The following is a 25,838-nucleotide window of genomic DNA, read 5'->3' as shown; positions in this document are numbered from 1 at the left end:
GATGAAAATTATTTCTTATAATGTTAACGGAATTCGTGCAGCCATAAACAAAGGTTTTATCGAATGGCTGCAGCAAGCAAATCCTGATGTAATATGTCTTCAGGAAATAAAAGCAACTCAGGACCAAATTCCGGTAGACGATATTACGGCGGCGGGCTATCCGTTTCAATATTACTATCCTGCGACAAAAAAAGGATATAGCGGCGTAGCCATTTTGTCTAAAACGAAGCCAAACAATATTGTGTACGGAACAGGAATTCATCATATGGATTTTGAAGGACGAAACCTGCGTGCCGATTTTGATGATTTCTCAGTAATGAGTTTGTATCTGCCGTCTGGAACCAACATTGAAAGACTGGATCATAAATTTATGTTTATGGATGATTTTCAAACGTATATTAATGAATTAAAAATTACGATTCCAAATCTGATTATCTGTGGCGATTACAACATTTGCCACGAAGCAATTGATATTCACGATCCTGTGCGCAACAAAACCGTTTCTGGATTTCTTCCTGCAGAACGCGCTTGGATTGATGCTTTTATGAAATCTGGGTTTATAGACAGTTTCCGTCATTTTAACAAAGAGCCTCATCATTATTCTTGGTGGAGTTATCGTGCAGGAGCAAGAGGAAATAACAAAGGCTGGCGTATTGATTACAATCTGGTAAGTAATTCTTTAGAAAAGAGATTAAAACGTGCGGTAATTCTTCCAGAAGCGATGCATTCTGATCATTGTCCGATTTTAGTTGAGATTGATTAAACTTTGGTATTGTTCTTGTAAAGTAAAATGTGATTTAAAAAAATCAAGTTTTGAATAAAAGTTTCCGAACTTGGAATTTAAATCAACGATTTAGAATTAATAAATGCCCCAAAATAAAACCAAGTAAAAAATGATTAAAAAAGCCTCCATCGGATTGGTAGTTTTAGCTTTGTCTGCAACTTCCTGCGTATCCAAAAAGATTTACAATGATCTTGAAAACAAATATTCGGATCTAAAAAAAGAAAACCGTTCTATTACTGACGAAAATGCTGATTTGAAAAAAACTAAAAATCAGTTAGAATTAGATCGTGATAAATTGACAAAAGACCTTGCAAGCACAAAAGACGATTTAGCAAAACAAAAAGCTGATCTTGCTGCAGAGCAGAAAAAATACAAAGTGTTGCAGGATTCTTATAATGCATTAGAGAAAAACAGCAACGATGCATTGGAGAAAAATTTGGCTAAAAACCGCGAATTGTTAGCGCAGTTAGAAGCAAAAGGAAAAGCTCTTGCAGAGGAACAAGCTCGTTTGGACAAAACAGCAAGCCGTTTGAAAGAACTGGAAGATATGATTGCCGCTAAAGAAGAGGCAATGCGTAAACTGAAAGAAACATTATCGAAAGCATTGACTGGTTTTGAAGGTAAAGGTCTAACAGTGGAACACAAAAACGGAAAAGTTTATGTTTCTATGGAAAACAAATTACTTTTCAATTCAGGAAGCTGGGCTGTAGGGTCAGAAGGAAGAAGAGCTGTTGTAGAACTTGGAAAAGTTTTGGGCGATAATCCAGATCTTTCTGTTTTAATTGAAGGACATACAGATGATGATCCATATGCAGGTTCAGGACCAATTGCAAACAACTGGGATTTATCAACTAAAAGAGCAACTGCAATCGTAGCAATTTTAAGCGAAAACCCAAAAATCAATAAACAAAAACTAACAGCAGCAGGAAGAAGCGAATTTTCTCCTTTGGCAAGCAACGCTACTCCAGAAGGAAAAGCGAAAAACCGAAGAATCGAAATTATCTTGACTCCAAGATTAGACGAGATTGCTGAGATGTTGAATAGCATTAACTAAAGTTCCAAAGGGACAAAGTGACAAAGGCTCAAAGGTTTTTACTTTTGAGCCTTTTTTTTAAATCCCAATCTTTAAATTCCAAATTCCAATTTTTCAAAGCGTATGGAATTTGGGATTTAAAGATTGGAATTTAAAATTTTGTAACTTTGGTTTCTATAAATTAAAAATCATGGGACTTCCAGAATTAAAAGAGAAAATAAAGAATCAATTAGATTTGGCTGATGAAAGAGTTCTGCGAATTGTTTCTTCAGTATTTGATAATTATTTGAATGAAGTGGTTTCGTATGATGCCAAAGGATATCCTGTGACATTAAGTGATTACCATAATAAAGTTGAAGAAGGCTTAGAGGATATTAAATACAATCGAATAATTTCAAGTGAAGATTTATCAAAAGAAATGAAAGATTGGGATAATGAATAAGCCAACAGTTTTTTGGACAGAAAATGCAAAATTAGATTTGAAGGAAATTTATTTTGAACTTAAAAATAAGTATTCAAAAGAAACCGCATTAAAAGTTAGAAACGAATTATTTGTTAGTGCGAATAATATTCTTTTCGCTGAGCAATTTCAATTTGATGAGTATAGAATTGATTGCCATCGAATTGTGGTCAGAAATTTTAAAATTTTATATCAAGTCAAAGATGATTCTATTTTCATTGTTAGGATTTTCAATACATTTCAAAATCCATTAAAAAGTTTAAAATAAAATTAAGGGACAGAGTCTCTAAGGTGCAAAGGCTCAAAGGTTTTTACTTTTGAGCCTTTTTGCTTTCCTGCAAGGTTTCCAAAACCTTGTAGGTATAAGTTCGTTTGTAACAAAAGAAACACCTACAAGGTTTTGGAAACCTTGCAGGAAGGCGTAAAAATCTTGTACTTTTTTTAACCTTTTTCAAATCTAGATTTGAAAAATCCCTTTGTACCTTTGCCTCTTTGCAACTTTGAACCTAAGAAAAAAATGAAATACACCACCTTACCCAACACCGATATAAAAATTAGTAAAATATGCCTTGGAACGATGACTTTCGGGCAACAAAATACCGAAGCCGAAGGCCACGCGCAAATGGATTACGCTCTTGAAAGAGGTGTAAACTTTTTTGATACAGCCGAAATGTATTCGGTTCCGGCGAGTGAAGCGACTTACGGAAGTACAGAAAAAATTATAGGAACCTGGTTTAAGAAATCAGGAAACAGAGATAAAGTTATTTTAGCATCTAAAATCGCAGGTCCGAATCCGAATTTTGGATATATGCGTGAGAAACTCGACTTTTCTCCTGCAAGTATTAAATACGCAGTTGAAAACAGTTTAAAAAGATTGCAGACCGATTATATCGATTTGTATCAAATGCATTGGCCAGAAAGAAAAACCAATAATTTCGGACAGCGCGCTTTTCACGGACACGATGATGTTTGGGAAGATAACTTCAGAGAAATCTTGGAAACTTTTGACGGATTAATCAAAGAAGGTAAAATCAAACAGATCGGAGTTTCAAATGAAAACGCTTGGGGAATGATGCGTCTTCTAGAAGAAAGCAAATACAACAATCTGCCAAGAATAAAAACCGTTCAAAATCCGTATTCACTATTGAACCGTTTGTTTGAAGTAAATTCGGCAGAAGTTTCAAAATACGAAAATGTTGGTTTGCTAGGATATTCACCTTTAGCTTTTGGAGTTTTGACTGGAAAATTCCTAACAGGTGAAAGTCACCCAAAAGCAAGAATTAACCTTTTTCCGCAATACAAACGTTACAATAGCGAACAATGCACACAAGCGACTAAATTGTATCAGGAAATCGCAAAAAAACATGGTTTAACGTTGACCGAGCTTGCAATGGGATTCGTGCTTCAGCAACCGTTTTTGACAAGCGCTATTATTGGTGCGACGACTTTAGAACAATTAAAAGAAAACATTGATACAATTGATGTGATTCTTTCTAAAGAAATCTTAGCAGAAATTGATGCAGTTCAGGCTATAATTCCTGATCCGGCACCTTGATTTTTTTTGCCACGAAGGCACTAAGGCGCGAAGTTTTATGTTTTTTGACTTGAAAGTAAAAATCCCGATAGCTTTATTGAACTATCGGGATTTTGTTTTTTGAAAGAGTTATAAATTCAAAATCTGATCTTTTGGATATTTTACTCGGTAGCTTATCCTAATTTTCTTGGTTTCATTTGGTTTCAGCTGTAACTGCCAAGTCAGGATTCCAGTTTCGGTATTCACTTTGGCACTGTCGCTTTGTAATAATTCAACCTCGATTTCTTTATTAGTGGTTAGCGGATATTGGTCTTTCAATAAAAGTTCGACCAATTCTTTTTTGTTGTTTCGAATGGTAATATCATAGGTAAAAGTCTGTTCTTTTCTAGAAGATAAAAACTTAGTTCCCGATTTATCCGCCACTTTTTCACGTTTGATAGAGACTTTTTTATCGCGACCCATACTTAAATTCAAAGTATCGCTGGTTTGGTTCGGTTCTATGAACGTTTTTCCAACATACATGCCCTCAAAAATAATATTGGCTTCGCCTTGCAATAAATTGTATTTGCTGTAATCGGCAATTTCGGCAAGAAGGAAAGCCTCATTTTCTATTTTCGGAACAGCATAATATTTATACGTTGCCGGAAGTTTGATTTCTTTTAATGAAACACTGTGTACTTTTCCGTTAGAAAGAATATCGTACGGAATGTCAATATCAAAAGCAATATTAAGTTGGTTTTCTGCAACAGTTGTAAAGTCAGAAATTGTAGATTCTGTCATAACAGGCGCCGCAAGTGCATCACCCGTTTTTTTCTCTTTCATTACTCCAAAAGCAGTACTTTGTATTTGGTTTGCAACCGCTCTTTGGTTGTAACCGTAATTGGCATTGTTTCTCAAAAACCAAGAACTTAATATCGGAGCTTGATTGTTTTGATTTGGATAACCGCTTGACAAAGTCAGTTTTACTTTTTTCCAGTCAACACCACTGTTTTGAAGAACTTGAGCTTTATAAACCATATTGATTGGCGCGTTTACACTTTCGGTTCTCAAATCATAAAAAGGTGTCCAAGAAGCGCTTTGTGTTAAATATGAAATCTCAAGCGGCACAATTCCAGCTGTGCTGTTCATTACCTGAACAATTAATTTTCCAGACGAAGTTTTTTCTTCTTTGCTTGTGTCAACTTCAAGTTTGTTCTTTAGTCTTTGAAGCGTTTCGTTCAGTTTTTTCTGTTTATCGGTCAATGCATTCATATTATTGGCAATTTCGATTTGCTTGCTTTTATAATAATCAACCATTTTCATTAGCTCTGCAACACTCAATCCCGAATTTGTTCCCGAAACCTGCTGGTTTCTATCAAGCAATTGCATCGTTTTGCTTTCTGAATTAATGCTATTGACTACTTTTTGAATTTCCTTCTGAACCAAAACAATACTATCATTCACTTTTTTGATTAAAGGCGATTTTGAATCTGCTTCGTATTCCGAAATGTAATTATTGGTAAACTGAACCGAAAGCACAGTGACATTTGCTGGAGCGCCAATTTGAACTGAATTTTCATTTAATTGGGAAGCCACATTTTTAATGACAATTTCGCTTGTACCAGCAGGAAGAGTTGTGCTTGCGGTTTGCGAAATTTCGGCGGCATTAAAATATACAGTTGCCGCTTTTACTTTTGCTGTTGTAAAGATTGGTTTTTGTGCATTCGCGAAAGCGCAAACCAATAATACGATGAATAGAATTGCTTTTTTATTCATAAATTCTGAATTTAAATTGTTAAGGAAGATACCGATTATTAATAGTACAGAACCAAAATTATTTTCTTTTTAGAATTGTCGATTGCTTTTTCAAGTGTTCCAAAGAATTTCTCGTTTACCATTGGACATCCCAGACTGTAGCAAATAGGATAAGGTTGTTCGTCAAAAGGTACTTTAGAATATTTGTGCAATACAATATTGCGGTCAAAAGCATTACTGTTTGTTTTGTCTAGGCCATATAATTTATAAGCTTTTCCATAACTTCCAGAATAAGAACTGCCAATGACGTATTTACCAAGCGAACTGGATTTAGAATCTTTTACGTTGCTGAATTTTAATTGTCCTTCTACTTCCGTTTCAGAGCCTATGCCGTGTGCAACCAAGCCTTTATTTGCTATTTTGTCGTTTTTAAGATCGTAAACAAAAAAACGGTTTTTTCCAGATTCGACTTTCATGTCAATAAAAAAAGCAATTTCCGAATTGTATTTAGGTTCTTTTCTTAAAAAACCTTTCATTTCTGTAACGTTGCCTTTTAGGTGTTCTTCATAAGAATAAATCGCTTTCGGATTTTCATTGGTTTTCTTTTTTCCTTTTTTATCCATACAACTAAAACTCGTAAAGATTATAAGGCTTAAGAGCAAAAAGTGGATTGCGTTTTTCATGTTCTGCAAAAGTATATTTTGATTTGATAAAGAAACACAAAGAAACATAGATTTAAAACTAAAACTATGCTTCGATGTGTAAGAAATAATGCTCCCCAATGCATTATTTCTAATTATTTTCGACAGTATAGCCTTTAACTTTTGCAAATGCTACTACAGAAGTATTTATGGCGTTGCCCAAATCGTCTTGTTTTTTGGTTTTTTTGGCTTCATTGTCAATATATTCCTGACGTTTTTTTGCCAAAACACTCATTTCTTTTTTAATCGTTTCTCTTTCTTTAGATTTTGCTTCAACGATTGTTTTTATTTCGGCCTCCGATTTATTCTGAAGTTCAGTTGGCAGTTCTTCTTTTCTGATTTTCGAAATAGCATTGGCGTCATCCTTTGTTTTATCAACCAAATCCCAGCTTTCGTTTTTATAAGCAGCTTTAGATTTGCTTACTGCGCGGGCTGTGTAATTGGCGCTTGAAAGTTTTTTGGCATTTTGATCCTGAACTTCCTGATTCATTTTTTTCTCGTTTCCTTTTACACCGTAACCAATGTAGGTTTTATTCATTTTTTCATCGCATTTAGTGATTTCATCGTCGTATGGCGTTACGATATATTGTACCGATTTATCAGAATCAATGTTGAAATATTTTCCTTTTCCATAATCAGCGCCGTCTTTCCAAAGTATTCTTATGCCTTCGCTTTTGTTGCCACAGAAAATAGTATTTACAAAAATGTCATTTTTTAAAGCACTGCTAATGGCTTCTTTATAATTGATTTTTCCCTGATTGAATTCTTCATTTCCGGCAATGTAAATCAGTTTCATGCTGTTGTTTTCTCCAGCCCATTTCAAATCTTTTACCGCATCTCGAATTACTGTGCCACAATATTCTTCACCACCGTTGGTACGAAGGGCAAAAAGTTGTTCTGAAATCAAATCTAAATCGGTAGAAAGCGGCGTAATCTGTCTGATGTAATTTGATTTTTCGCTCAAACCACTGTTTCCGTATTCGTATAATGCAATTTCGATTTCAGGAGTTTTTCCTTCGTATTTCAAAGTGGTCAATGTGTTTACAATATCCCATAATCTGGCTTTTGCTTGATCGATCAATCCGTCCATGCTGCTTGAGGTGTCCAATAAAAGTGCAACCTGAATTTTGGTTGTCACGACCGAATCAGATTTTCCAGTTTCTGTTTTCTTTTTTGGTTTTGCACTAGATGAATTACAAGCGGCAAATGATAATGCCATTGCTAAAAATGCTGTTATAAAAAGATTTGATTTCATAAATTTTAGTTTTTAATTGGATGATTACAGATCAAACTTAAAAACAAAAAAGGCCTGTTTTTTGGATAAAGGGTGAAACGGTCTTTTGACTTGGTGAAACAGTTTGTACGATGATTATAAAATACTTTACTTTACAATATTGTTTTTGAAGATTCAAGGAATCTAACCTGCTCTATATTATGACTCATTTATTGTCTAAGTTTACTTATTTTTTTTTCTTGCTGTTATTTCCTTTTGTAATAACGGCACAGGATTCTGTTTCCAAGAAAAAGGCAATGCCAGTAACCAAAATGAAATCGGTAACCAAAGATTTGAAAAAAGCACTGGAAGTAAATGACGAAAACCAGATTGCTCAGAATTATGAAAAACTGGCAAATGAATTTCTAAACAAAGGAGATAATGCGAAAGCCGAAGAATATTATAAAAGAGCTTTAAATAGTTACACCAAATTAAAACTCACAGAAGATAAAACCCGAGTAACTCGAAGTTTGGCTAAAGTACAGGAAAATCAGAAAAACTTTGGCTCGGCGATAAAAAACTATGAAAAAGCGGGGTCATTGACCAATGATGCAGTTGAAGAAAAAATCAACATTAACGATGCCAACCGTTTAAAAAACCAGTCCAATCCAGCAAGTCAGACCGACTATGTAAATTCGAATATTGATTTACTGAAAAAAGAAAATAAAACAGCAGAAGTTACCGAAGCCTATGTACAAAAGGCGCAGAATTCGCTTCAATTAAAAGACAAAGATGTTGCAATTGAAAGCTACAACAAAGCCTTAGATTACGCCAAAGATAAACCCGAAGAGGTTATAAAAATCAAAAACGAAATCGCCAAAGTTTATGCTGCGGACAATCAGTTTGATAAAGCGCTTTTGATAAACGAAAAGATATTGGCTGAAGCCAGAAAAAACAAAGATTATACAACTGAAATAAAACAACTTCAATCGCTTTCCTCTATTTATTTTGAAAAAAAAGAACCTGAAAAGGCGATTTCATCATTAAAAGAAGCATATGACTTATCTTTTCAGAAAGGTAATTCGGCCGAAGCCAAAAAAAGTTTGTCGTCTTTGGTGAAATACTATAAAACCAAAGGTCAGGATAAAGAAAGTATGGTTTTGTACGAACAGTTTTTTGAAAATTTCGATAAACTGATTCATTCTGATACGACATTGATTGATGCGAAGACTTTTCAGATTACGGAAGAAAAAATCCGTCAGCTGGAAAAGGAAAAAATATTGAAAGACGAATTGATTTCGAAGAAAAACACCTTCAATTATTTTCTAATCGGTTCGGTTGGTTTGTTACTGCTTTTGTTTTTGTTTATCGTAAAAGCGCTGTATTCTATTAAAATTAAAAATAAAGAAATCGCTCTACAGTCTTTACGCCGAGAGATGAATCCGCATTTTATTTTTAATAGTTTGAATAGCGTTAATCAGTTTATTTCGGAAAATAAAGAATTGGAAGCCAATAAATATCTAACGTCTTATTCCAATCTGATGCGGAATATGATGGAGAATTCCAACAAAGATTTTATTTCGCTGGATAAAGAAGTAGAACAATTGAAGAAATATCTGGATTTAGAACATCTGCGTTTTGAAGATAAATTTGAATTTGAAATTACTGTTGATGATTCGCTGGATCCGGAAAGAGTTTTTGTTCCGAATATGATTTTACAGCCTCATCTCGAAAATGCCATTTGGCACGGATTGCGTTATCTCGATAAAAAAGGATTTTTGTCTTTGCGATTTGATGTGAAAAACGGAAAAATCATTGTAACCATTGAAGACAACGGAATTGGTTTAACCAAAAGCCGTGAACTCAAAACCACAAACCAAAAAATATACGAATCCCGAGGTTTGAACAATACCAAAGAACGAATCGCACTTTTGAACGAATTGTATAAAAAGGAAATTACATTTAGAATTGTAGAAAAGGAAGGACTGGAATCTGGCGTGATCGTTCAGATTGTTTTTCCATTAATTGATAAAATAGGATGATGCTTCAAAAGATAAAAAGTGTAATTGTAGAAGACGAACTCGCCGCGCGAGAAGTGCTCAAAAATTATTTGAGTAAGTATTGTCCGCAGGTTGAGGTTATTGGCGAAGCGCAGAACATCAAAGAAGCTGTTCCGTTGCTTCACGAACTGAAACCGCAATTGGTTTTTCTGGATGTCGAAATGCCTTTCGGAAATGCTTTTGATGTTTTGGAAGCCTGTAAAGATTTGCATTTTGAAACCATATTTGTCACCGCTTTTTCAGAATATTCGCTTCGTGCTTTGAATCAGAGTGCGGCCTATTATCTTTTAAAACCAATCAGTATTGAAGAGTTGATTGTAGCAGTGAATAAAGTGCAGCATCAAATTATGAATCATGAAATCTTCAATAGAAATAAAATTATTGTCGAAAATTTTCATGAACAAAAGCTCGAGAAACAACAAGTCATTCTGCCAACACTTGAAGGTTTTGAAGTCGTAAAAATGGAAGAAATTGTACGCCTTCGCGGAAACGGAAATTTTACAGACTTATATCTCAACAACGGAAACAAGAAAATGGTCTGCCGTTTCCTGAAACATTTTTCAGAGATTCTGCCATTGCCTTTTATTCGGGTTCATAAATCGCATATCATCAATGTCAATTGCGTGAAATCGTATAACAAAGGCGGAATTGTGACATTGAATGATGGTGCTGAAATCGAAGTTTCGCCAACTTATAAAGAAGAATTTTTGAAGAACTTTAAATAATGGGTTTTGCCACGAAGGCGCTAAGACACAAAGTTTTTTTAAGCTTGTGGAATTTGCTCGCAAAGTCGCAGAGTCGCAAAGTTTTATTTACTAAAAGCAAAAAAAGTTTCACGCAGATTTAGCAGATTTGGGCAGATTTTTTTTGAAATCATCTGCAGAATCTGCTTAAATCTGCTAAATCTGCGAGAAATAAAAACTTTGCGACTCTGCGACTTTGCGAGATTAAAAAAATACTTCGCGTCTTAGCGCCTTCGTTGCAAAACTCCTCTTATAAATCAAATTCATCATCAATAACCAAAGAATCATTTTTAACTGCAGTAGAGTCCGGAACTTTGATTTTAATAAAAGAACGCGCATTTCCTGAAATATAAACCGGCAATATTCCAGTTGTATCTTCTGGAATTAAAAGCCCCCTTCTGAACATTAAATTCTTCAAGAACTTTTGGTTTTTTACAGCGTAATCTTTCAAATTACCTTCATCATTAAATTGATACATGAATTTTCTCGGCTTCGGAATAATTGTTGCGAGATACAAACATTCATCCACATTTAAATCGGCCGGTTTTTTTTGGAAATAAAAATGACTTGCTTCGCCAATTCCGTACACATTTGGTCCCCATTCGATAATGTTGAAATACACTTCCAGCATTCTTTCCTTGCTAACAATTCGGTTATTTTCTAAAATGTAAACTAACAAGATTTCTTCCAGCTTTCGTGAAAGCGTTTTTTCTCTGGTCAAGAAAACATTTTTAATCAACTGCATGCTGATCGTGCTGGCGCCACGAGAGAATTTTTTGGTTCTAATGTTTTTCAGAATCGATTGTTTGAAAGCTTCATTGATGAATCCGCGATGCGAGAAGAAAGACGGATCTTCGGTCGTTAAAACAGATTTTCTCAAATAAGGAGAAATTTGGTCTAGAGGCGTATAATTCGGATTCGCATTTCCAATTAAAACGGGTCTTTGCAATACATTTTGAATAATGGCACGATAAACAAATTCGCCGTTTAGTTTATTTAAATCGGCTTCGCCATATTTGGTGATTCGTAAATCTTCTTTGTTTAGTTTACTGTCAAAAACAAGTGTATTCGGTTTGTTTTTATTGAATTTGAAATCGAGTTTATAATCAAAATTTCCAGTCGCCTGCATACCTTGAAAATGGGTAAATAAACCATCCGGAAGCGAAACGATAAAATCTTGCGCTTTCATCTTCGGAATATCTACTTTCAAAGTATAAACGGTATCTTTTTCGGTATCATAAGAGATATACGGACGGACTTTAATTTTATTCAATTGCATAGTCGAAGTACTGTCGATTGAAATGAAATTGTCTCCCAGTAAAAAGCGATAATCAAAACGGGCATTTTTAATGACAACGTCTTTGCTTGCAATTTTCGGATGATTGATTTTCAGGTTTACGATAGAAGTAAAGCCGTCAAGATGAAATTCACTACCGCTTTTATCAATGTTTTCGACATTTAAGCGAATCGAATCAAAACTTGCTTTTAAATTGTAGCGTTCATCCAGATACGGAACGCGAATCGCGCCAGTGTCAAGATTGAAAAACCGAATATCTGCCTTTTGGTTTCTTGGGTCGGCAAAACCTTTAAGGTTCCATCGCTGGTCAAAATCTTTTGCGACAACATGAATGTTTGTTTCGAGTTGTTTGTCGCTTAAAACCAATTTATTTAGTGCGATATTCGTTTTTTTTCCGTTATCGTCAATTTTGAATTGAAAGTTTTCAAGGTTCATATCTGTCGGAACCAGATTGAGCAACTGCGAAATAATGCGATAAGCAAATGCGCCGTATTTTCGCTTTTCGCTTTTTTCAGAATCGTCGCGATTTCTTTTTAGGAAAGCATCAAAATTTCTAATTTTCCCTTTTTTGACCAGTTGGATATAACCATTCTTGATTTTTAAAGTTCCAACCTGTACATCTCCGATTAATAGATTGCTTAAACTTACGCTGGTTTCTAATTCTTTGATTCTTAAAAGTGTATCGGCATTTTTTGGAACCAACGTCACTTCAGTAAGTTTTATGCTTGATAATCCGTTAAAAGAAGCTTCTTGTATAGAAAAGTCACTGTTGTAACTCACAGCCATTTTGTGTGTCACTTTTGCAATGGCTTGTTTTAAAAGCGAATTGCGAAAGTAATAAAGGCCAATACAGAGCAAAATCAGTATAACTGCCAGTACTTTTAGAGCTTTGAATATTTTTTGTTTTGGAAATTTCATAAAGTTATTTCATAATATTTTTGAAACTGTTTGCTTGCGAAATATATTTTTTAGCCACGAATTCACGAATTATATTCAAATCTTTAGGGCAAAAAAATCAACCAAAGAGAATACTGGCGACATCTTCAATTTTAGCTACAAGTTCAATCTTAATTCCGGTATTTTTTAAAGTTATTTTGTTGTATTTTGAAACAAATATGGTGTCGAAACCTAGTTTTTCGGCTTCCTGAATACGTTGATCGACTCGGTTCACTGGACGAATTTCACCCGAAAGGCCAACCTCTCCGGCAAAACAGAAACCTTTGGTGACTGGAATGTCTTCATTGGAAGATAAAATTGCGGCTACGACAGCAAGATCAATTGCTGGATCATCAACAGAAATTCCGCCCGTAACATTCAGGAAAACGTCTTTGGCTCCCAAACGGAATCCAGCTCTTTTTTCTAGAACTGCCAGAATCATATTCAGCCTTTTGGCATTGTAACCAGTAGTGCTTCTTTGCGGAGTTCCATACACTGCCGTACTTACAAGAGCTTGTATTTCGATCATCAACGGTCGCATGCCTTCGAGTGTTGTGGCAATCGCGGTTCCTGATAATTCTTCGTCTTTGTGTGAAATTAATATTTCTGACGGATTGCTAACTTCTCGCAGTCCGCTTCCGAGCATTTCGTAAATACCAAGTTCAGAGGTAGAGCCAAAACGGTTTTTAAGCGAACGTAAAATTCGGTAGATATGATTTCTATCGCCTTCAAACTGAAGAACGGTGTCCACCATATGTTCGAGGATTTTGGGTCCGGCAATATTTCCGTCTTTAGTAATATGGCCAATTAAGATAACAGGAGTGCCGGTTTCTTTGGCAAACTTAATCAGCTCGGCTGTGGTTTCGCGAATCTGCGAAATACTTCCGGCTGTAGATTCAATATAATCGGTATGCAGTGTCTGAATCGAATCGATGATTACGATTTCGGGTTGCATCGTTTCAATCTGTTTAAAGATATTCTGCGTTTTGGTTTCCGTTAGAATATAACAGTTGTCGCTGTTTGGCGTTATTCTTTCGGCGCGCATTTTTATCTGTTTCTGACTTTCCTCGCCAGAAACATACAGTGTTTTATAAGGTAATTTTAATGAAATTTGAAGTAAAAGCGTACTTTTTCCAATTCCAGGTTCGCCTCCTAAAAGCGTTAAAGATCCAGGAACAATACCGCCTCCTAAAACGCGGTTCAATTCGCCGTCGGTAGTATCCATGCGTACTTCCTGAGCCGAATCAATTTCGGTTATTTTTAATGGTCGCGGCGCTTTGCTGGATGGAGTTGGTTCGCTTTTCCATGCCACTTTTTCCTGCTTTTGAATAATTTCTTCAGCAATTGTATTCCATTCCTTGCATGCATTGCATTGTCCCTGCCATTTAGCATATTGAGTGCCGCAATTCTGGCAGAAAAAAGAAGTTTTAACTTTTGACATTATTTACTTTTTTTGGCAAGTGTATTCATTTCGTCAATTTTCTCATACATGAAATCTTTATTCAAATCACCAATCGGTTCCATTTGAGACGCATTTTGATATTTTTTTGATGCGTGTTTCGCATCTCCCATTTTTTCGTACATCAAACCTAATTCATATTCGCCTAACATGGCTTTCGGATAATTCACATTTCCAATTTCGGCCATTTTCCCCAATTCATCGTAAGCATTCTTTTTGAGAATCAGGTTTTCTACTACTTTAAAATCGCTCATTCTCACCGGAATCTGAACACCTAAAACTTCAGACATTGTGGCGTATTTTTTTTCAAGATATTCGGCATAACCAGTTTCAAGAACAGCAATTTTTTCGTTGTATTCAGCAGAATTTATTGGTCGGTAAACCTCAAAAATCTGGTACAATGCGTTTGGAATTGAATGCAGCACTTCAGTATAATGAGTCGCGCCTTTAAAAACATCATATTTATAATTCACTAACGGATTATTTGCAATTTTAATATTTCCGTTCAGTTTTTCAATTGGTTCTTTTATTTTTTTGATATCGCCTTCTCCAGCAGAAAGGTAATAGAAAAACGGTTTTTGAACTTTAGCAAATTTCTCAGCAATACGAACTTCCATTTTTGGAGCAAGTTCTGGGCTTAAGCAAATGTAAGCGCTAAAAAGCGGTTCTTCTTTATACAAGAAAAAGTTTGCAAAACTCGCTGTTACATCATGACCTGCAATAATCCTGAAAGGAGAAGTACGGTATTTTTTTTCGATGTACGGAATTAATTCGGCACCAATAAATTCAAAGAATTTTGCTCCTTTTTCAAACGGCAATCCTTCGTTTTGGTCGATTGTTGTATCGTCATAACGCTCACCGTCTTTGTTTTGGTGAATTCCGATTATAATCATTTCCGGAATATCGTCCCAATAGGATCCATAAGTAACAGCTCCAGCAAAAGGATCAAACAGATAATCTCCATCTAAAAGATATAAAACAGGATATTTTTTATCTGATTTTGCATCGTAAGAAGGAGGTAACCCTATGGTGATTCTCCTTTCTTCGCCGAGCTTTTGTGATTGAATGTTGTCAAATTTTTTCTGCGAAAAGACAGAAGCTGAAATTAATACTAACAGCAGGTAAACTTTTTTCATGATTTGTGGCATTTCAGTGAATTAAAAAGTATTGAAAATAGTACGGCAATATAATACTTTATTTGCTTTTTGATATTTTGGGAATAAAAAAAAGAAATGATTTCTTACGAAGATTTTTTTAATTCAGGCAAAAGAAAATCTGTTTGTGCAAAAAAACATTTTGACAAACGAAGATGAGGATTAAAAGTAAAAAGATTAGGTTAACGAATTATCGTTTTCATTCGGGAAAATAATCCATGGTTTGAAGGTTTTGGCTTCTTCAAAATCCAGGGTTGCATACGAAATGATGATGATGATATCGTCTTTTTGAACTTTTCTTGCCGCAGGACCATTCAGGGTGATTTCGCCTGAATTTTTTTCTCCTTTAATGGCATAAGTTTCAAAACGCTCTCCATTATTAATGTTAACAATAGATACTTTTTCGCCTTCAATAATATTTGAAGCTTCTAGTAGTGTTTCATCAATAGTAATGCTACCAATATAATTTAAATCGGCTCCGGTTACTTTAACTCGATGAATTTTTGATTTTATAACTTGAATTTGCATGATGCAAAGTTAGATTAATTTAATGAAATGGTGTCAATCAGTCTTATAGAATTAACAAATACCGCTATAAAGGCACGGTAATTTTTGGCATTCTCTTTATGATCAATAGGCAAAAGTGTAGATTCGTCAGCAATAACAAAATATTCTAAGTCAAATCTTTCGTTGTTTTTAAAAGCATTTTCTACAAATTCGATTGTTTCTTTCGGATTTGTATTTTGAAAAAGCTCCTTTGCTTCGGTCAAAACTTTGTAAATAATAGCGGCTTCTTTGCGTTCTTCGGGTGTAAGTCTTTCGTTGCGCGAACTCATCGCCAGAAGGTTTTCTTCCCTAAAAATCGGACAACCGACAATGTTTACAGGTAAATTGTTTTTTTCGACCATTTTTTTGACAATTTGCAACTGCTGAAAATCTTTTTCCCCAAAATAAGCATTAGTTGGTGTTACAATTTCAAAAAGACGTTTTACAATTGTGCCGACTCCGTTAAAATGTCCAGGACGAAATTTTCCTTCCATCTGATTTTCGAGTCCATCAAAGTCAAATTCCTGCGAAATAGTATTTCCTTCATAAATATCATCGACAGAAGGCGCATATAAAATGATTTTATCACTTAATGTACGCATTTTCTTAACATCTTCTTCAAGAGTACGTGGATATTTTGCTAGGTCTTCGGGATTGTTGAACTGTGTAGGATTGACAAAAATGCTTACAACGGTATCGTCGTTTTCTTTAAGAGATCGTTGCATTAAAGCAAGATGCCCTTGGTGTAAAGCCCCCATAGTTGGTACAAATCCAATGGTTGAATTTGCAGTTTTGATAGTCTTAATATAAGCTATCAAAGCGGCTTTACTGTAAAAAATATGCATTGAAGTATTATTAAAATTTAGTGCAAACATAATATATTAGTTATAAACTGCATAAAATTTTGTAATTTTGCGACGTTTTTATTACCAAAAATTAAGTAAAATACTATTATGAAAGATAAGAGGATATTATACGTATCATCTGAAGTCGTGCCTTATCTGGCTGAAAATGAGGTTTCTTTAATGTCTTATGACGTTCCGAAAATGATTAACGATCAAGGAGGTCAGATAAGAATTTTCATGCCAAGATATGGGAATATAAATGAAAGAAGACACCAGCTGCATGAAGTAATCAGACTTTCAGGAATGAATTTGGTAGTGAATGATTTGGATATGCCATTGATTATCAAGGTAGCTTCAATTCCGAAAGAAAGAATTCAGGTTTATTTTATCGATAACGATGAATATTTCAAACGCAAAGCTACTTTTGCTGATGAAGAGGGAGTTTTATATCCTGATAACGACGAAAGAGCTATCTTTTTTGCAAAAGGCGTGGTTGAAACTGTAAAGAAATTAAACTGGGTTCCTGATATTATTCATGTTCACGGTTGGCTTGCAGCTATGCTTCCAATTTATATGAAGCACTTCTACAAACACGAAGCCATGTTTTCTGATACTAAAATCGTGACTTCGGTTTATGGTCAGTCTTTCGATGAGAATTTAGATTTGGAGATGATCAACAAAGTTAAATTTGACGGTGTGCCACACGAGTCTGTTGCTGATCTGGAAACTCCGAATTACGAAAATATCTTAAAAGCCAGTATATTACATTCTGATGCCGTAATTATAGCCTCAGAAAATGTTTCCCCAAGTTTAACAAAATTTATAGAATCTTCAGGAAAACCTTTTTTACCTTTCGCTCCGAAAAATGCATTCGCAGAAGCGTATACAAATTTCTATAAAACGATGGGTCTTTAAAATTTAACTATATTATTTAAAATGTATAATACTTCTTTTATTAAGAAAATTCTAGTAGTTGCAATTGTTGTTTTTTCATATTCCTGCGATAAAGATTTTAATGCGATTGGTGATGATTTGATTAGTGACGATCATTTTGGACTTGAGTCGGAAAAGTACGATGTACTAGCCTTTAATCAGGAAGTTACTCCGATACAATCTAATGCTTTAGCAGATAATGCTCTTGGTATTTATGAAAATCCTGTTTTCGGAACCACGACAGCTAATTTTGTTACACAGGTAACTTTGGCTAATTATTCACCAAGTATTGGTGCGGATCCTGTTATTGAGAGTGTAGTTCTAAAGATTCCTTATCACAGCCATACAACAGAGACTCTTACTGAAGGAGGTTTTAAATATGAATTGGATTCTATTTATGGGCCTTCAACCGGAAAAATTAAATTAAGTATTTACGAATCGGGTTATCAAATGCGTAATTCATATTTTGATAACGGAAGCCAGTATGCGCAATTGTATTATACAGATCAGAATGCTCTTTTTGATTCTTATAAAGTCCCTACTGTCTTAAATGACGCAGCTGATGTTAAACAGAATAGCGAATTTGTTTTTGATGCAGCTCAAATGGTTGATGTAATTGTAGACGAAACTACAAAAGCAGAGACTAAGAATTATTCAAAACCAGAAATGCGTTTGAGCTTGAATAAAGATGCTTTTAAGAGAATAATAGAGGCTCCAGCTTCGAAACTTTCTGCAGCAGATGTTTTTCAGGAATATTTTAAAGGATTATATTTTAAGGTAGAGAAATCAGGAAGCAGTGCGAGCAATATGGCGTTGATGGATTTTTCAAAAGGGACAATCACAATAACGTATAAATGCAAAACCGACAGCACAACAGACGCTCCAGAAACAACCGAAACGCGTACTTTGGGTCTTAATCTTACCGGCAGTACAGCAAGTCTTCTTCAGGAAGAAAAAAGCCAGGCTTTTAAAAATGCTATAACAGAAGGAAACATTAATCGAACTTCTGGTGATGAAAGATTGTATTTAAAAGGTGGCCAAGGGTCTTTGGCAGTTTTAAAGCTTTTTGACCAAACAGATGTGAGCAGTTATGACAGCAGCAATAATCTGGTAAATGTGCCGAATGGTGTTTCTGATCAGTTGGATGAAATCAGACATAATTTTAAAGTTAAAAACTGGAGAATCAACGAAGCCAATATGGTGTTTTATATTGATGCTGATCAATTAACAACCCTTGGAAATGAAGAACAGGTAAAAAGGGTTTATTTGTATAATCTTACAAACAATGTTGTTCTTGCTGACTATTCTTCAGACGGGACTTCAGCTATTAATTCAGATCCTAAAAATTCAAGATACATTTTTGGCGGGATGATTAATCTTGACAACAATAAAAGAGGAAAAACGTATAAAATTAGAATTACAGATCATTTGCGTAGTCTTATAAAAGATGAAACAGTTAAGAATGTAGATCTCGGATTGGTTGTAACACAAAGCATTGGAATTGTAACTTCTAATATTTTAAAAGAGAAAAATACATATATTTCTCAGGCACCGAGAGCATCAGTTATGAATCCGCTGGGCACGATTTTGTACGGAGGAAGAGTTTCTCCTAATGTTCCAGAGGATAAAAGACTAAGACTTGAGGTTTACTACACGAAACCAAATTAATAAATATATATGTGTGGAATTGTTGGATATATCGGTCACAGAGAGGCCTATCCTATTGTAATAAAAGGATTAAAGCGGCTCGAGTACAGAGGATATGATAGTGCCGGCGTTATGTTGTTTGACGACGCGTCGGGAGTAAAACTTTGTAAAACAAAAGGTAAAGTTTCAGATCTTGAAACTAAAGCGCAGGCAGAACTTACTGCTACTGGTAATATTGGAATCGGACATACACGCTGGGCAACACATGGTGTGCCAAATGATGTAAACTCGCATCCTCATCTTTCTAATTCAGGTGATTTAGTGATTATTCACAACGGAATTATTGAGAATTATGCACCGCTTAAAGAAGAATTAATCAAAAGAGGATACACTTTTAAATCGGATACAGATACAGAAGTTTTGATTAATCTGATTGAAGAAGTTCAGAAAAAAGAAAACATTAAGCTTGGAAAAGCTGTTCAGGTTGCCTTAAACCAAGTAGTTGGAGCTTATGCAATTGCTGTTTTCGACAAAAAAAATCCAAACGAAATCGTTGCGGCGAGATTAGGAAGTCCGCTTGCGATTGGTGTTGGAGAAGGCGAGTTTTTTATTGCTTCTGATGCCTCTCCGTTTATTGAATATACTTCTAATGCAGTGTATTTAGAGGACGGTGAAATGGCAAACATCAGATTGCACAAACCTCTTAAAGTCAGAAAAATTAAAGATGACTCTTTAGTAGATCCTTATATTCAGGAGCTTCAAATGAATTTGGAACAGATTGAAAAAGGCGGTTATGACCATTTCATGCTGAAAGAAATCTACGAACAGCCAAGTGTTATCAAAGATACTTACAGAGGACGTCTTCATGCAAATGAAGGTATTGTTCAGATGGCAGGAGTTGAAGACAATCTAGAAAAATTCTTAAACGCAAAAAGAATTCTAATCGTTGCTTGCGGAACTTCTTGGCACGCAGGTCTGGTTGCAGAATATATTTTTGAAGAGTTTACCCGTATTCCGGTTGAAGTAGAATATGCTTCAGAGTTTAGATATAGAAACCCGATTATCAATAAAGACGATGTAGTGATTGCAATTTCTCAATCTGGAGAAACGGCTGATACTATGGCGGCAATTAAGTTGGCAAAAGAAAACGGAGCATTTGTTTTCGGCGTTTGTAATGTTGTAGGTTCGTCTATTTCTAGAGAAAGTCATGCAGGTGCTTATACACATGCAGGTCCAGAGATTGGAGTAGCTTCAACAAAGGCATTTACAACTCAGATTACGGTTTTAACGATGATTGCGCTTCGATTAGGAAAAGCAAAAGGAACGTTGTCAAATCCAGATTTCCATGCCTACTTACAAGAGCTTGAATTGATTCCAGAAAAGGTTGCAGAAGCTTTAGAAACGAATGACAGAGCAAAAGAAATCGCAACAGCTTTTAAAGACGCGCCAAACTGTCTTTATTTAGGTAGAGGTTATAATTTCCCAGTAGCTTTAGAAGGTGCTTTAAAATTAAAAGAGATTTCGTATATACATGCTGAAGGTTATCCTGCGGCAGAAATGAAACACGGTCCGATTGCGTTGATTGATGAATTTATGCCTGTTATCGTAATTGCGCCTAAACAAGGACATTATGATAAGATTGTAAGTAACATTCAGGAAATTAAATCAAGAAGCGGTAAAATTATTGCTGTGGTTACCAAAGGAGATATTCAGGTTCGCGAACTGGCAGATTATGTAATTGAGATTCCAGAAACTTCAGATGCTTTATCACCATTGGTTACAACTATTCCATTACAATTGCTTTCTTATTATATTGCTGTAATGAGAGGCTGTAATGTCGATCAACCTCGTAACCTAGCAAAATCGGTTACAGTAGAATAGATTTCTAAAAACATAAATATGTTAAAAAAGCGAGATTTTAGGTCTCGCTTTTTTTATTGTCATATTTTTTTTCTTCTACATGTATTTTTATTAAATCCTCAAAAAAAATCTTAAAAATTATATGTATGCATAGTATCTGGGTTTGTATTGAATTATTATTTGATTTAAATCTAACATTTTGGTGTTACGGAATAGTTAAAATTTGATACTTTTTTGTGTTGAATATTAATTTTTTTTAACGTTTTTTTATTAATACTAAAAATAGTTGTATTTTGGCTATATGAACTAACTAAAAAACAAACCAAATGAGAATCTATTTGCTAATTATGTTGTTTTTCAGCGGAGTATCCTTTGCGCAGAATACAATAACAGGTTCTGTTACGGATAGTAACAAACAATCTATTCCTGGTGCTAATGTCGTTGTTGTTGGCGACAGTGGCGGTACTTCCACGGATTTTGATGGCACATTCAAATTATCTACAAGTGTTAAGCTTCCGTTTTCTATAAAAGTAACGGCGATAGGATTTGAGTCGACCACAATCAGTATTACTTCTGCAAACCAAAAAGTAAATGTTGTACTGAAGGATGAAGAAACGAAACTGGATGAAATCGTAGTTTCTGCTTCAAGAACACCAGAAAGAGTAATTGAATCGCCTGTTACAATTGAAAGAATGGGAATTCAGGAAATAAAAAATACTACTGCTGCAACTTTTTATGATGGTTTAGAAAACTTAAAAGAAGTGAATTTTAATACCAGCAGTATTTCTTTTAAATCTGTAAATACGCGTGGTTTTGCCACTGTAGCCAACACACGTTTTATGCAGCTAGTTGATGGAATGGATAATTCTTCTCCTGCATTAAACTTTGTATTAGGAAACCTTATTGGGGTTTCTGATATAGATGTTGCAAGTGTGGAGCTGCTTCCGGGAGCATCTTCTGCGCTTTATGGCGCAAATGCTTTCAATGGTATTATGTTCATGACTAGTAAAAGTCCGTTTACAAATGAAGGAATAAGCGTTTATTATAAATACGGACAGACAACTCAGAAAGTTGCCGGAACTAATGATTATAATGATTTCGGAATCAGAGCTGCAAAAGCATTCACAAAACATTTTGCGTTAAAAGCTAACTTTACTTATATGGAAGCATCTGAATGGATTGCGGCCGATACTAGAAGTATGACTGGCGGTACTGTCGGACATGCAACAAATCAGAATTATGATGGATTGAATATTTATGGTGACGAGGTAACTACTTTTATTCCAAATGTTGGACAGGTAAGTAGAACAGGTTATCGTGAGCAGGATGTGACAGATAATAAAGTTAAAAGCATGAAAGCCGACTTCAGCGCTCATGTTAGACCTTGGGCGAATGATACAGAGTTTATACTTCAATATAAAATTGGTACAGGAAGCACAATTTACCAAGGAGCAAATAGATATGCTTTGAAGGATTTCTTAATGCAACAGGGTAAATTTGAAGTAAAAGGGAAAAACTTTTTCGGACGTGTTTATTTTACAAGTGAAGATGCCGGAAACTCCTACGACATGAGATTTGCGGCATGGAACGTTAACAGAGCAGCGAAATCAGATCAAGAGTGGTTTACCAATTATGCGACTGCTTACCAATATGCGGGAGCAGTAATGGGAACAAATGCAAATGAGTCTGCTGCAATTGCTAGAAATTTTGCAGATTATAATGTATTGCCTGCACAAATTTCTTTTATTCCGCAACCAACAGGTTCTCCAAGATTTGAGCCAGGAAGTGCACAATTTAACCAAGCACTTAAAACCGTGGTGGCAAATCCGGATTTAACAAAAGGAGCTAAATTTATCGATCATTCAAAATTATATCATTCAGATGTAAATTATAATTTCAAGGATATCATCAAATGGGCAGAATTGCAAGTAGGAGGTTCATGGAGAAAATATGTTATGAATTCTGAAGGAACAATCTTTACAGATTATGATGGTCCGCTTGAGTATAAAGAATATGGTGCATATGCGCAAATTCAGAAAAAATTCTTAGACGACAGATTAAAATTTACAGGTTCGCTTCGTTACGACAAAAGCCAGAATTTTGACGGAAATGTTTCTCCAAGAGTATCTTTTGTGTATTCAGCAGGAGAAAATAAAAACCATAATTTCAGATTGTCTTATCAGACAGGTTTCCGTAACCCAACAACACAAGACCAGTATATTGGTTTAGATTTAGGACCTTTTGCTTTAATTGGTTCGGCGGCAGAAAACTTAGACCGTTTTCAAGAAACTGTAAATGTAAGTGCGGCGGGACAGGCGATTGCAGGTCAGCCAGCAACTATTAATATGTCAGGGCAAAATGCTTATCACAATGCTTACACCGTAGCATCTGTTCAGGCCTTTGCGGCATCTTCAAATCCTGGAGATTTGCAAGTAGCAGATATCGGATTGGTAAAACCAGAACAGGTTCAGGCTTTTGAAGCAGGATATCGTACAGTGGTTCAGAATGACTTATCTGTAGATTTGAATGCTTATTACAATATCTACAATGATTTCATGAATACTGCGAGAGTCATTTCTCCTTATTACGGAACAGTGGGTACAGATGCAGCAAATCCTGCGGTACAACAGACTTATCAGGCTTTGGCATTTGGAGATAGAAGAGTTTATCAAGTTTATACAAATACGACAGCACAAATCTCTTCATTTGGTTTTGGAGTTGGATTGGCTAAGAAAGTTTATAAAGATTTTGAATTAGGCGTAAATTATAATTATGCTCAATTTAATTTCAATCAGTCAGATGATCCTGATTTCGTGGCTGGATTCAATACTCCTAAACACAGAATCAAAGCATCTTTAGGAAATGCGAAATTGATCAAAAATTTAGGTTTCAATGTGAATGTTAGATGGAATTCTGAGTACTTATGGGAGTCTTCTTTCGGTGACGGAATGATTCCAGAGAATACTGTTTTGGATGCCCAAGTTAATTACTCGCTTCCAAAATTGAAATCGGTTATCAAAGTTGGTGCTACAAACCTTTTTGGGTCAGATTATCTTCAGGTAATTGGTGCTGGAGCAATTGGGCAGATGTGGTTTGCTTCATGGACAATCAATCCGTAATGATTGTCTGCTGAAAATGAAAGAGATAATAATTTTTAAAAAGTACTAAAATGAAAAAAAATATAAAATGGCTGTTATTGGTTTCTCTAACTGTTATGGCTGCGTGTAATAATGATGACAATAATGATACTCCTGCGGAAGTTCCTGTAACACCTGGTTCTGCGGTCTTTACAAAATATATAGCTCTTGGAGATTCTTTTGCGGCAGGTTACAGTGACAACGCCTTGTTTAAAAAGGGTCAGGAGAATTCATATCCAAATATTTTGTCTCAGCAATTCGCTGCTGCGGGTGGTGGGGCTTTTACACAACCTCTTATGAATGATAATGTCGGAGGTTTGCTTTTGGGGGGCAATGTAATTGCTGGTACGCGTTTGTCTTTTGACGGCGCAACGCAAACTCCGATAAGTGTAGTTGGAAAACCAAGTACCGAAGTTACGGCACATTTAACTGGCTCATTTAATAATTTAGGTGTTCCCGGAGCCAAAAGTTATCATTTGGTGGCAGCGAATTATGGAAATGTTGCTGGTGTGGCTACAGGTGCGGCGAATCCTTATTTTGCAAGGTTTTCAAGTGCTTCTTCAGCAACAGTTATTGCTGATGCCGTAGTGCAGGATCCTACTTTCTTCTCTTTATTTATTGGAGGAAATGATGTCTTGGCATATGCACTTTCTGGAGGTACAGGAAAAGATCAGACTGGAAATGCAAATCCTGCGACTTACGGATCAAACGATATTACGGATCCAACGGTTTTTGCAAGTATATATGCCAATCTGGTTACTGCTTTGACGGCGAAAGGAGCAAAGGGTGTAGTGGCAAATCTGCCGTATATTACAGCTTTGCCTCATTTTACAACTGTTCCTTACAGCCCGCTTACTCCTAAATTGATTGGGAAAAATAATGAAGCTGTAGGAGTGGCTACAATCAAAGCATTAAATACACAATTATACGGTCCGTTAAAGCAAGCATTGACCGCCTTTAGTGCAGGAGACAGAATCAATCTTCTTTCTGAAACCGGGGCAAGTCCTTTGCTGATAAAAGATGAAACGCTGACTAATCTATCTGCTCAGTTAACAGCGGCATTTACGCCTACATTAGGAGCGCAGACAGCGGCTTTTTACGGAAATGTTTTTGGACAGGTAAGACAGGCTAAAGCGACTGATTTAATTGTGCTAACAACTAGAGCTGATATTGGTACTGCACCAACCGCGTCTAATTCCGGAATCGGAATTGCACCGCCGTCTCCATTAAATGCGTTTGGAATATCGTATCCTCTACAAGATAAACATGTATTGATTCCGACAGAAACTGCGGAAGTTAAAAAAGCCACTGATGCATACAATGCAACAATTGAAGCAGTTGCTAAAGAAAAAGGTCTTGCATTTGTAGATACAAAAGCAACTTTGACACAATTAGCAAGTGGTGGAATTAGATTTGGAAATTTCACAATGAGTTCTTCTTTTGCGACAGGTGGAGCGTTTTCGCTAGATGGTGTTCATCCAAGTGCGAGAGGGTATGGTTTAATTGCAAATATTTTTGTTGATGCCATAAACGCTAAATACGGTGCAACTTTGCGTCATGTAGATTTAGGAGTGTATCCTATTCAGTATCCTGCGACACTTCCTTAAAAATATAGTTTAAAATGCATAAAAAAACCGCTGATTTCTTAGAATAAAGCGGTTTTTTGTTTTGTAAAAAAAATGAAGTTTTTATGATTTTAAAGCAGACTTTTATGAATCAAACAAAATCGTTCTATTTTTTATGAAAAAAAAATTGATTTTAT

At 35.5% G+C, this 25,838-nt stretch carries 20 protein-coding genes; 12 read left to right on the top strand and 8 right to left on the bottom strand.

All coding sequences use genetic code 11. The features are described from left to right. Position 1: 1 nt before the first annotated feature. From ACFFLS_RS04300 to ACFFLS_RS04280, 5 genes are all read left to right on the top strand, one after another. Positions 2-763: an exodeoxyribonuclease III gene (locus ACFFLS_RS04300; protein ID WP_379683967.1), complete on the top strand. Its 762-nt coding sequence runs from the start codon at positions 2-4 to the stop codon at positions 761-763. A gap of 130 nt (positions 764-893) precedes the next feature. Beyond that, positions 894-1,838 (top strand): OmpA family protein, encoded by a 945-nt coding sequence (locus ACFFLS_RS04295; protein ID WP_379683966.1) that lies wholly within the window; start codon positions 894-896, stop codon positions 1,836-1,838. Positions 1,839-2,007: 169 nt separating this feature from the next. Next, on the top strand, positions 2,008-2,259 hold the full coding sequence (locus ACFFLS_RS04290) for a hypothetical protein (protein ID WP_379683965.1): 252 nt from the start codon (positions 2,008-2,010) through the stop codon (positions 2,257-2,259). Continuing rightward, on the top strand, positions 2,252-2,545 hold the full coding sequence (locus ACFFLS_RS04285) for a type II toxin-antitoxin system RelE/ParE family toxin (RefSeq protein WP_379683964.1): 294 nt from the start codon (positions 2,252-2,254) through the stop codon (positions 2,543-2,545). Before ACFFLS_RS04290 ends, ACFFLS_RS04285 begins: the two co-directional genes overlap by 8 nt. Before the next feature lie 249 nt (positions 2,546-2,794). Continuing rightward, complete coding sequence (locus ACFFLS_RS04280; protein ID WP_379683963.1) at positions 2,795-3,832, top strand: aldo/keto reductase; 1,038 nt, start codon at positions 2,795-2,797, stop codon at positions 3,830-3,832. 108 nt (positions 3,833-3,940) lie between these two features. Here ACFFLS_RS04280 and ACFFLS_RS04275 read toward each other — a convergent pair whose 3' ends face one another. The 3 genes from ACFFLS_RS04275 to ACFFLS_RS04265 form a co-directional block, all read right to left on the bottom strand. Next, a complete protein-coding gene (locus ACFFLS_RS04275) occupies positions 3,941-5,566 on the bottom strand; it encodes a DUF4139 domain-containing protein (protein WP_379683962.1) in 1,626 nt (541 codons plus the stop codon). Positions 5,567-5,604: 38 nt separating this feature from the next. After that, positions 5,605-6,228 carry a murein L,D-transpeptidase catalytic domain-containing protein gene (locus tag ACFFLS_RS04270; RefSeq protein WP_379683961.1) on the bottom strand — a complete coding sequence of 208 codons (624 nt, stop codon included), beginning with the start codon at positions 6,226-6,228 and terminating at the stop codon, positions 5,605-5,607. A gap of 109 nt (positions 6,229-6,337) precedes the next feature. Then, complete coding sequence (locus ACFFLS_RS04265) at positions 6,338-7,501, bottom strand: vWA domain-containing protein (protein WP_379683960.1); 1,164 nt, start codon at positions 7,499-7,501, stop codon at positions 6,338-6,340. A gap of 275 nt (positions 7,502-7,776) precedes the next feature. Between ACFFLS_RS04265 and ACFFLS_RS04260 the strand changes: the two genes are divergently transcribed. Then, positions 7,777-9,501 carry a tetratricopeptide repeat-containing sensor histidine kinase gene (locus ACFFLS_RS04260; protein WP_379689196.1) on the top strand — a complete coding sequence of 575 codons (1,725 nt, stop codon included), beginning with the start codon at positions 7,777-7,779 and terminating at the stop codon, positions 9,499-9,501. Beyond that, positions 9,498-10,244, top strand: a complete 747-nt coding sequence (locus ACFFLS_RS04255; protein WP_379683958.1) for a LytR/AlgR family response regulator transcription factor — start codon at positions 9,498-9,500, stop codon at positions 10,242-10,244. Before ACFFLS_RS04260 ends, ACFFLS_RS04255 begins: the two co-directional genes overlap by 4 nt. A 268-nt stretch (positions 10,245-10,512) precedes the next feature. Here ACFFLS_RS04255 and ACFFLS_RS04250 read toward each other — a convergent pair whose 3' ends face one another. From ACFFLS_RS04250 to panC, 5 genes are all read right to left on the bottom strand, one after another. After that, positions 10,513-12,477 (bottom strand): transglycosylase domain-containing protein, encoded by a 1,965-nt coding sequence (locus tag ACFFLS_RS04250; RefSeq protein ID WP_379683957.1) that lies wholly within the window; start codon positions 12,475-12,477, stop codon positions 10,513-10,515. A gap of 97 nt (positions 12,478-12,574) precedes the next feature. Then, entirely contained in the window at positions 12,575-13,936 is a 1,362-nt protein-coding gene (gene radA, locus ACFFLS_RS04245; protein ID WP_379683956.1) for a DNA repair protein RadA, read from the bottom strand. Beyond that, the gene (locus tag ACFFLS_RS04240; RefSeq protein WP_379683955.1) at positions 13,936-15,090 is read right to left on the bottom strand and encodes an alpha/beta hydrolase; all 1,155 of its coding nucleotides are present in this window, start codon (positions 15,088-15,090) and stop codon (positions 13,936-13,938) included. Before ACFFLS_RS04240 ends, radA begins: the two co-directional genes overlap by 1 nt. A 195-nt stretch (positions 15,091-15,285) precedes the next feature. Next, complete coding sequence (gene panD / locus ACFFLS_RS04235; RefSeq protein ID WP_008465481.1) at positions 15,286-15,636, bottom strand: aspartate 1-decarboxylase; 351 nt, start codon at positions 15,634-15,636, stop codon at positions 15,286-15,288. A gap of 14 nt (positions 15,637-15,650) precedes the next feature. Next, on the bottom strand, positions 15,651-16,529 hold the full coding sequence (gene panC / locus ACFFLS_RS04230; protein WP_379683954.1) for a pantoate--beta-alanine ligase: 879 nt from the start codon (positions 16,527-16,529) through the stop codon (positions 15,651-15,653). A gap of 78 nt (positions 16,530-16,607) precedes the next feature. Between panC and ACFFLS_RS04225 the strand changes: the two genes are divergently transcribed. The 5 genes from ACFFLS_RS04225 (at position 16,608) to ACFFLS_RS04205 (ending at position 25,683) form a co-directional block, all read left to right on the top strand. Beyond that, the gene (locus tag ACFFLS_RS04225) at positions 16,608-17,414 is read left to right on the top strand and encodes a glycogen/starch synthase (RefSeq protein WP_379683953.1); all 807 of its coding nucleotides are present in this window, start codon (positions 16,608-16,610) and stop codon (positions 17,412-17,414) included. Positions 17,415-17,435: 21 nt separating this feature from the next. After that, a complete protein-coding gene (gene bamH / locus ACFFLS_RS04220) occupies positions 17,436-19,100 on the top strand; it encodes a BamH family beta-barrel-assembly machinery protein (protein WP_379683952.1) in 1,665 nt (554 codons plus the stop codon). Between the two features lie 9 nt (positions 19,101-19,109). Then, positions 19,110-20,960, top strand: coding sequence for a glutamine--fructose-6-phosphate transaminase (isomerizing) (gene glmS, locus ACFFLS_RS04215; RefSeq protein ID WP_379683951.1), 1,851 nt, complete (start codon positions 19,110-19,112; stop codon positions 20,958-20,960). A 305-nt stretch (positions 20,961-21,265) separates the two neighbouring features. Further along, positions 21,266-24,058, top strand: coding sequence for a TonB-dependent receptor domain-containing protein (locus ACFFLS_RS04210; RefSeq protein ID WP_379683950.1), 2,793 nt, complete (start codon positions 21,266-21,268; stop codon positions 24,056-24,058). 50 nt (positions 24,059-24,108) lie between these two features. Further along, positions 24,109-25,683, top strand: coding sequence for an SGNH/GDSL hydrolase family protein (locus ACFFLS_RS04205; protein WP_379683949.1), 1,575 nt, complete (start codon positions 24,109-24,111; stop codon positions 25,681-25,683). Positions 25,684-25,838 lie beyond the last annotated feature (155 nt).

Source organism: Flavobacterium procerum (assembly GCF_042431625.1).
In the GTDB taxonomy this organism is placed as follows: Bacteria; Bacteroidota; Bacteroidia; order Flavobacteriales; family Flavobacteriaceae; genus Flavobacterium; species Flavobacterium procerum.
This window is presented reverse-complemented; position numbering and strand designations above follow the sequence as displayed.